This window comes from Ruegeria sp. L12 (assembly GCF_056531745.1).
This window is the reverse complement of record NZ_JBQFMH010000021.1, coordinates 20,719-30,114: the sequence shown is the minus strand read 5'-3', so window position 1 is coordinate 30,114 and position 9,396 is coordinate 20,719. Positions and strand designations below refer to the sequence as shown.

The 9,396-nt window shown below is 58.6% G+C and carries 5 protein-coding genes and 1 tRNA gene; 4 read left to right on the top strand and 2 right to left on the bottom strand.

What is annotated here, in order from left to right:
- Positions 1-516 precede the first annotated feature (516 nt).
- Positions 517-603, bottom strand: a tRNA-Leu gene (locus ACR0K9_RS20025).
- Positions 604-801: 198 nt separating this feature from the next.
- On the opposite strand from ACR0K9_RS20025, the gene ACR0K9_RS20020 reads away from it, so the two are divergent.
- Entirely contained in the window at positions 802-1,785 is a 984-nt protein-coding gene (locus tag ACR0K9_RS20020; RefSeq protein ID WP_480825776.1) for a complex I NDUFA9 subunit family protein, read from the top strand.
- Here the strand turns inward: ACR0K9_RS20020 and ACR0K9_RS20015 are convergent, their stop codons facing one another.
- Positions 1,786-2,589: an undecaprenyl-diphosphate phosphatase gene (locus ACR0K9_RS20015; RefSeq protein WP_480825774.1), complete on the bottom strand. Its 804-nt coding sequence runs from the start codon at positions 2,587-2,589 to the stop codon at positions 1,786-1,788.
- A 229-nt stretch (positions 2,590-2,818) separates the two neighbouring features.
- On the opposite strand from ACR0K9_RS20015, the gene ACR0K9_RS20010 reads away from it, so the two are divergent.
- Genes ACR0K9_RS20010 through gltB form a run of 3 tightly spaced genes read left to right on the top strand, consistent with a single transcriptional unit; the run spans position 2,819 to position 9,243 of the window.
- Positions 2,819-4,252 (top strand): NAD(P)-dependent oxidoreductase, encoded by a 1,434-nt coding sequence (locus ACR0K9_RS20010; protein WP_480535707.1) that lies wholly within the window; start codon positions 2,819-2,821, stop codon positions 4,250-4,252.
- 27 nt (positions 4,253-4,279) lie between these two features.
- Complete coding sequence (locus tag ACR0K9_RS20005; protein WP_480825772.1) at positions 4,280-4,714, top strand: GFA family protein; 435 nt, start codon at positions 4,280-4,282, stop codon at positions 4,712-4,714.
- Positions 4,711-9,243, top strand: coding sequence for a glutamate synthase large subunit (gene gltB, locus ACR0K9_RS20000; RefSeq protein ID WP_480825770.1), 4,533 nt, complete (start codon positions 4,711-4,713; stop codon positions 9,241-9,243). The genes ACR0K9_RS20005 and gltB overlap by 4 nt, the downstream gene beginning before the upstream one ends.
- Positions 9,244-9,396: the final 153 nt, after the last annotated feature.

Sequence of the window (9,396 nt, the reverse complement as noted above, 5' to 3'; positions counted from 1 at the left end):
TCAAAACGCGGCGTAAATTGAAACTACAGCGAGCCTGAGCCTCCAAAGCCAATCAACCGCTCGTGTTCCAAATCATTTGATGACAGACAAGTTCAGTACTAAACATGATGCGCTCGAATCATTGGTTTGGCGAAAATTTGCACCAGATGCAGACTGTGTAGACAGTCTTGGTCGGATATCTGTTCAACAGGCAATTCGTCTCGGAAGAACTAAATCATACCTTGGAAGCAGGTCAGCATTGGTTGGTGACATTCGCGCCTATCGCAATAAGAATGGTCACGGTATTAAAATCTTTCACGCGCCAAGTGAAGGAATACACCATGCCCATATCACCTATGATCGTAATCCAGCTTCTGATTTCACTAAGAATGACAAAAGTGAACTTAAGTTCCAATTGAAGAGAATCTTCAAAATTGATCGATAGCTATACGAAGCAGCAAAGGTGGTTCAAAGGGTGGTTTGTGACGGCAGAGATTCTACTAATCGCGTGAGATATAAGCATATTTCTGGAAACGATGGTGCCCAGGAGAGGACTCGAACCTCCACGTCCATACGGACACTAGCACCTGAAGCTAGCGCGTCTACCAATTCCGCCACCTGGGCAGGTGTCGTGGAGGGGCGTTTAAGCTGACTGGCGAGGGGCGTCAACCGGATTCGCATCAGATTTTTGAAGTTTTTTTACATGTCGTCTTCGGATCGGTCTACGAGCCTCAAATTCAGCGGTGCGCGGCGTTATTGCGCCTTGTTCACCGGGCGCATGGGCGCTAGATCAAATCAGACCCAGACAGCAGGAGCGCCATCATGTCCAAACTGGTCACGATTTACGGTGGATCGGGCTTTGTCGGCCGCTATATCGCGCGCCGTATGGCCGCAGAGGGCTGGCGCGTGCGCGTGGCCGTAAGGCGTCCCAATGAGGCGATGTTCGTCAAGCCATACGGCGCTGTGGGTCAGGTTGAACCTATTTTGTGCAACATTCGTGATGATGCCTCGGTTGCCGCTGCGATGCATGGTGTTGATGCAGTGGTCAATTGCGTTGGTGTACTGAATGAGCTGGGCAAAAACGCGTTCGACGCCGTGCAGGCGGATGGGGCTGAGCGGATTGCCCGATTGGCCGCGGCGCAGGGCGTTGAGCGGATGGTGCATATCTCGGCGATTGGCGCGGATCTGGACTCGGACAGTGATTATTCGCGCACCAAGGCCGAGGGCGAGGCTGCCGTGCTTCAGCACATGCCGAACGCAATCATTCTGCGCCCGTCGGTGATTTTCGGCACCGAAGATCAGTTCTTCAACCGGTTTGCCGGTATGACCCGGATGAGCCCGTTCCTGCCTCTGGTTGGGGCCGAGACGCGGTTTCAGCCGGTCTATGTGGATGACGTGGCGCAGGCTGCGGTGCTGGGTGTGCTGGGCAAGGCGGCGCCGGGTGTCTATGAACTGGGCGGGCCCGAGACCAAGACGTTCCGTGCGCTGATGCAGCAGATGTTGGGTGTGATTCATCGCCGTCGCGTCATTCTGGGCGTTCCGTTTCTGGCCGCGAAGGTCATGGCGGGAGTTCTGGATATCGCAAAATTCGTCAGTTTCCAGCTGTTCCCCAACAACATCCTGACCCGTGACCAGCTGAAAAATCTACGGCGCGACAATGTCGTTGCCGATAGCGCAATGGGATTTGCCGAACTGGGGATCGAACCTACAGCTCTGGATTCGGTGCTGCCGGATTATCTGTGGAAGTTCCGCCCCTCGGGCCAATATGACGACATCCAGGACTCGGCGAAGAACCTGCGGATCTGATCAGCTGTAGGCGATCACCAGCAGGGCGCAGCCCAGAACAACGCGATAGATCACATAGGGTGTGAAGCTGACACTGCGCAGCAGTCGCATCATCAGGCTGAGCGCCATCAGGGCTGCAACAAAGGCGAAGGCAGCGGCAATCGCTCCGTCCTTTGCCAGCTGAGCATCCGCTTGTTGGATCACATCAACTGACAACAGCGCGCCCGAGGCCAAAATGGTCGGGATCGACATCAGCATTGCAATCCGGGCGCCGTCTTCCCTTGTATATCCTAGCTGCCGGGCGCCCGTAATGGTGATACCCGAACGCGAGGTGCCGGGGACAAGCGCTAGAACCTGCCAGAGCCCCATGATGATCGCATCGCGAGCGCCCCAATCCGCCGCCTGTTTGGTCTGTGGTCCTCTCTGATCCATCCAATACAGCAAAAGCCCAAAGCCGAGCATCGCCCAGCCGATCACGGCAATCGAGCGCAAAACCTGTTCCAATCCGGTCAGATACAGGATTGCACCGGCGATGATTGTCGGGATCGAGGCGATGATCAAACCAAGCGCCAGACGCGCCTCGGGCTGGTCAAGCCGACCTCGAACCGCATCGGGCAGGCCCCGGATCGCTTGTGCAACGTCGCCCCGGAAATACAGAACAACAGCGCCAAGCGTGCCAACGTGTACCGCAACATCAATTGCAAGGCCCTGATCATCGATGCCAGCGAGGCGTGGAAGCAGGATCAGATGGCCGGACGAAGACACGGGCAGAAACTCGGTCACGCCCTGAATGATCGCCACGAGAATCAGGTGAAATAGGCTCATCTGCTCGACCCTGCTCTTTGGTCATTTTGTTGTGATCCATGGGTATAAGTGTGGTGTGGGAAAGGAAAGCGCTCAAATAGGTCCGTATCGGAACTAAAAAATGGGAAAAATCCCTGACTTAGCGTTCCATTTCTGGAAAATTCCCAATATAAGTCAGTATTACTTACTTTTCATCCTGTGTTCCATCTCTTAAAGAGGCGTGACCTAGCCAATTCATGGAGTCTGACCCGTGGCCAAGCAACCGATGCTGAAATTTGTGCAGATTGACCGGGACATGCCTGCAAAGCGTGCCGCCGATGATCGACGGGAAGACTTTGACGAAATCTATGCCGAATTCGCCGCCGAAAAGGCAGCCGAACAGGCCAGCCGTTGCAGTCAGTGCGGTGTGCCTTACTGTCAGTCGCATTGTCCGCTGCACAACAACATCCCGGACTGGCTGCGCCTGACCGCGACAGGACGTCTGGAAGAGGCTTATCAAACCAGTCAGGCAACCAATACCTTCCCCGAAATCTGCGGCCGTATCTGCCCGCAGGATCGTCTGTGTGAAGGCAATTGCGTGATCGAACAATCGGGCCACGGTACCGTCACCATCGGCACAATCGAGAAATACATCACCGACACCGCCTGGGACAAAGGCTGGGTCATGCCCGTGACGCCCACTGCTGAACGCAGTGAAAGCGTGGGTATCATCGGGGGTGGCCCCGGAGGTTTGGCGGCGGCGGATATGCTGCGCCGTGCCGGAATTCAGGTCACCGTCTATGACCGCCACGACCGCGCCGGTGGTCTGCTGATGTACGGTATCCCCGGCTTCAAGCTGGAAAAGGACGTGGTTCAGCGCCGCAATGATCTGTTGGCGGATGGTGGCGTAAGCTTTGAGCTGAATTGCGATGTTGACGCCGACAAGTTTGAGGAAATCCGCGCCAGACATGACGCGGTGATCATCGCCACCGGCGTTTACAAATCGCGTGATCTGTCGATGCCCGGCAGCGGTTTGGCCGGGATCGAAATAGCCATCGACTTCCTGACCGCCTCGAACCGCAAGAGCTTTGGTGACGAGGTCGAGGATTTCGACAATGGTCGCCTGAATGCCGATGGCAAGAAGGTTGTCGTGATCGGTGGTGGCGATACCGCGATGGACTGTGTGCGCACATCGATCCGTCAGGGCGCGACCTCTGTCAAATGCCTGTACCGCCGCGACCGCGCCAACATGCCGGGTTCGCAGCGCGAAACCCAGAACGCCGAAGAGGAAGGCGTGATCTTCGAATGGCTCAGCGCGCCCAAGGGCTTTACCGGCGATGACAAGGTCGCAGGCGTGATGGTGCAGAAGATGCGTCTGGGTCAGCCGGATGCCTCGGGCCGTCAGGCGCCCGAGGTGATCGAAGGCGCGGATTACGTGGAAGAGGCCGATCTGGTGATCAAGGCGCTGGGTTTCGAGCCCGAAGACCTGCCCACACTGTTTGGTCAGCCCGACCTGCCCGTGACTCGCTGGGGCACTGTGAAGGCGGCGTTCCAGACCGGCGAGACCGAGATGGATGGCGTTTACGCAATCGGTGACATCGTGCGCGGGGCCTCTCTGGTGGTTTGGGCGATCCGCGATGGCCGCGATTGTGCCGATGCAATCATCGACCGGTTCAACGCCAAGGCGGCTGTTGCCGCCGAGTAATCCAACGTCCCGCGACAGGAGGGTCTGATGTCCGAGTTGCAAGGTCAATGCATGTGTGGAGCGGTCACGGTGACCGCCACTCCGGCGCGGGATGCGCTGGGGGCGTGCCATTGCGATCAATGCCGCCGTTGGACCAGTTCAATGCTGGTGACCTTTCAGGCCGAGGAAGGGTACGCCGCGCTGGGACCGGTCAAAACCTATACCTCGTCCGAGTGGGCCGAGCGCGCCTTTTGCGCAGACTGCGGATCGGCACTTTGGTACCGGATCACCCTTCCTGGCGAAATGCACGGACAAACACAAATGGCAGCTGGACTGTTTGCAGACACAGGCCAGGCGCTGAAACTGGAACTTTATATCGATAAAAAGCCCAAGGGCTACGCGTTCGCAGGCGACCGCCGGCAAATGACCAAAGCTGAGGTCGAAGCCATGTACGCCATGCCGCAAGAAGGAGACAGCCAATGACCAAATTTGATGCCGATTGGGTGCGGGGCGAAGAAACCAAGCGCAAATGGATGGCAGAAAACGGTCTCTATTCCGAGGAAGAAGAGCATTCTTCCTGTGGTGTGGGCCTGGTCGTTTCCATCGACGGTAAGAAAAGCCGCAAAGTGGTGGATGCGGGCATCGACGCGCTCAAGGCGATCTGGCATCGCGGCGCGGTGGATGCGGATGGCAAGACCGGTGATGGCGCGGGTATCCATGTGCAGATCCCGGTGCCGTTCTTCTATGACCAGATCCGCCGTACCGGGCACGAACCCAATATGAACGAGTTGATCGCCGTCGGTCAGGTGTTCCTGCCCCGCACCGATTTCGGCGCGCAGGAACGCTGCCGGACCATTGTCGAATCCGAAGTTTTGCGCATGGGCTATTACATCTATGGCTGGCGTCACGTTCCGGTGGATGTCACCTGCCTGGGCGACAAGGCCAATGCGACCCGGCCCGAGATCGAGCAGATTCTGATTTCGAATTCGAAGGGTGTGGATGAAGAGACATTCGAGCGCGAGCTGTATGTCATCCGCCGCCGCATCGAAAAGGCGGCGCTGGCCGCCGGAATTTCCGGCCTGTATCTGGCGTCGCTGTCCTGCCGGTCGATCATCTACAAGGGCATGATGCTGGCAGAGCAGGTGGCGGTATTCTACCCCGACCTGATGGATGAGCGGTTCGAATCCGCCTTTGCCATCTACCACCAACGCTATTCCACCAACACGTTCCCGCAATGGTGGCTGGCGCAGCCCTTCCGCATGTTGGCCCATAACGGCGAGATCAACACGCTGAAGGGCAACATCAACTGGATGAAAAGCCATGAGATCCGCATGGCCAGTGGCACATTTGGTGACTATGCAGAGGATATCAAGCCGATCATCGCGGGTGGATCGTCGGATTCGGCCGCATTAGACTCGGTTTTCGAGGTACTGGTGCGCGCGGGCCGCTCTGCCCCGATGGCGAAAACCATGCTGGTGCCGGAAAGCTGGTCTAAGCAGGCGGTGGAATTGCCGCAGGCGTGGCGTGACATGTATTCCTACTGCAACTCGGTGATGGAACCGTGGGATGGCCCTGCCGCGCTGGCGATGACCGATGGCCGCTGGGTCTGCGCCGGTCTGGACCGCAACGGGCTGCGTCCGATGCGTTACGTGGTGACCGGCGACGGTCTGGTCATTGCGGGTTCTGAGGCCGGGATGGTGCCGATTGACGAAGCCAGCGTGACCGAAAAGGGCGCACTGGGTCCGGGTCAGATGCTGGCTGTGGACATGAAAAAGGGCAAACTGTTCCGCGATACCCAGATCAAGAACAAACTGGCCCGCGCACTGCCCTTTGGCGAATGGGTCAGCAAAATCCACGACCTTGACGACACGCTGGCCGGTGTGACCGAACAACCAATCTTTACCGGGCAGGACCTGCGCAAGCGTCAGATCGCGGCGGGCTATTCGGTTGAGGAACTGGAGCAGATTCTGGCCCCCATGGCCGAGGACGGCAAAGAGGCGCTGGCCTCGATGGGCGATGACACGCCTTCGGCCGTGCTGTCTAAGCAATACCGTCCGCTCAGCCATTTCTTCCGGCAGAACTTCAGCCAGGTGACCAACCCGCCCATCGACAGCTTGCGGGAATACCGGGTGATGTCGCTGAAAACGCGGTTCGCCAACCTCAAGAACGTGCTGGACGAAGACAGCAGCCAGACCGAGATCGTGGTGCTGGAAAGCCCCTTTGTCGGCAATGCGCAATGGGACAAGCTGGTCGAGAGCTTTGACGCGCCTCTGGCCGAGATTGACTGCAGCTTTGAGCCCGGTCAGGGCGCGCTGAGCGCGGCCTTGATCCGTGTCCGGGCCGAAGCGGAAGAGGCCGTGCGCTCGGGCGCCGGGCATCTGGTGCTGACCGACATGCGCTCGGGCGAAGGCAGGGTGGCGATGCCGATGATTCTGGCGACCAGCGCCGTGCATTCACACCTGACCCGTCAGGGGTTGCGCACCTTCTGTTCGCTGAACGTACGCGCGGCGGAATGCGTGGACCCGCATTACTTTGCCGTGCTGATCGGCTGTGGCGCGACGGTTGTGAACGCGTATCTAGCCGAGGATTCGCTGGCCGACCGCATTGATCGCGGCCTGTTGGATGGCACCCTGACCGAAAACGTCGCCCGCTATCGCGAGGCCATTGACCAGGGCCTGCTGAAGATCATGGCCAAGATGGGAATCTCGGTGATTTCGTCCTATCGCGGCGGTCTGAACTTTGAGGCCGTGGGCCTCAGCCGGGCCATGGTGGCCGAGTATTTCCCCGGTATGACCAGCCGGATTTCCGGCATCGGTGTGACCGGTATTCAGACCAAGGCAGAAGAAATCCATGCCAAGGGTTGGGACAGCGGTTTGGACGTTCTGCCCATCGGCGGTTTCTACAAGGCGCGCAAGTCGGGTGAGACCCACGCGTGGGAAGCGACCTCGATGCATATGATGCAAATGGCCTGTAACAGAGCCTCATATGAGCTGTGGAAACAGTATTCGGCCAAGATGCAGTCGAATCCGCCGATCCATCTGCGCGACCTGATGGATTTCAAACCGCTGGGCAAACCGGTGCCGATTGAAGAAGTGGAATCGATCACCTCGATCCGCAAACGGTTCGTGACCCCGGGCATGTCGCTGGGTGCGCTGAGCCCCGAGGCGCATAAGACGCTGAACGTGGCGATGAACCGGATCGGGGCGAAATCCGACAGTGGTGAGGGCGGCGAAGACCCGGCACATTTCGTGCCGGAACCCAATGGCGACAACCCGTCGGCCAAGATCAAACAGGTGGCCTCGGGCCGGTTCGGTGTGACTGCAGAATACCTGAACCAGTGTGAAGAGCTGGAGATCAAGGTGGCCCAAGGCGCGAAACCCGGTGAGGGTGGTCAGCTGCCGGGCATGAAGGTCACCGACCTGATCGCGCGTCTGCGGCACTCGACCAAGGGCGTGACGCTGATCTCGCCTCCGCCGCACCACGACATCTACTCGATCGAGGATCTGGCGCAGCTCATCTATGACCTGAAACAGATCAACCCGCGCTGCAAGGTGACGGTGAAACTGGTGGCCTCGTCTGGCGTGGGCACGATTGCTGCCGGTGTGGCCAAGGCCAAGGCGGATATCATCCTGATTTCGGGTCACAACGGCGGTACGGGCGCATCGCCTGCGACATCGATCAAATATGCCGGTCTGCCGTGGGAGATGGGCCTGACCGAGGCGCATCAGGTTCTGGCGATGAACAACCTGCGCGACCGTGTGACCCTGCGCACCGATGGTGGCCTGCGCACCGGTCGCGACATCGTCATGGCCGCGATGATGGGGGCCGAGGAATACGGTATCGGCACCGCCGCCCTGATCGCGATGGGTTGTATCATGGTGCGTCAATGCCAGTCGAACACTTGCCCGGTTGGGGTCTGTACGCAGGACGAAGACCTGCGCGCCAAATTCACCGGTAATGCGGACAAGGTCGTCAACCTGATCACCTTCTACGCACAGGAAGTGCGCGAGCTGCTGGCCAGCCTTGGTGCGCGGTCAATTGATGAAATCATCGGTCGGGCCGACCTGTTGGCTCAGGTCAGCCGCGGTTCGGCCCATCTGGATGATCTGGATCTGAACCCGCTGCTGATTACCGTCGATGGGGCGCATGATATCGTGTACAACCGCGACAAGGATCGGAATGCAGTGCCTGATACGCTGGACGCCGAGATCGTGCGCGATGCGGCCCGGTTCCTGAAGGACGGCGAGAAGATGCAGCTGTCATATGCCATCCAGAACACGCACCGGACCGTCGGCACCCGCGTCTCCAGCCATATCGTGCAGAATTTCGGGATGCGGAACACCTTCCAGGATGACCACCTGCATGTGAAGCTGCAAGGTTCAGCCGGTCAGTCTCTGGGCGCGTTCGCCGCGCCGGGGCTGAAACTGGAAGTATCGGGGGATGCCAATGATTATGTCGGCAAGGGCTTGTCGGGAGGCACCATTGTAGTGCGCCCGCCTCAGGTCAGCCCGCTGAAGGCGGACGACAACACCATCATCGGCAACACCGTTCTTTACGGCGCCACCGATGGACACCTGTTCGCAGCAGGCCGTGCGGGCGAGCGGTTCGCGGTGCGCAACTCGGGCGCCACGGTGGTGATCGAAGGCTGTGGCTCGAACGGTTGCGAATACATGACCGGCGGTGTCGCGGTGATTCTGGGTGATATCGGCGCCAATTTCGGGGCCGGTATGACCGGCGGGATGGCCTATCTGTATGACCCCGAAGGCAAGGCCGAGGCGTTGATGAACATGGAAACGCTGGTGACCTGCCCGGTCACGGTAAACCATTGGGTGGATCAGCTGAAATCACTGATCACGCGTCACGCCGAGGAAACGCATAGCCGCAAGGCTGCGGATATCCTGCAACATTGGGATGTGGAAAAAACGCATTTCCTGCAGGTTTGCCCGAAAGAGATGCTGAACAAGCTCAGCCATCCTCTGACTTCGGAAATGGCGGCAATGCCTGCTGAATAAACCCTGATACAGACAAAATCCTGACCCTGCGTGTTTGAAATGACACGCAGGGTTTTCTTTTGCGCGCTCAGAACGCGCCAGAATCTTGCCCGGAATTGCAGAAAACGCCTAGCTTTGGTCACAGATTGTTCGGGAATTGCAGCCAAGCTGCGG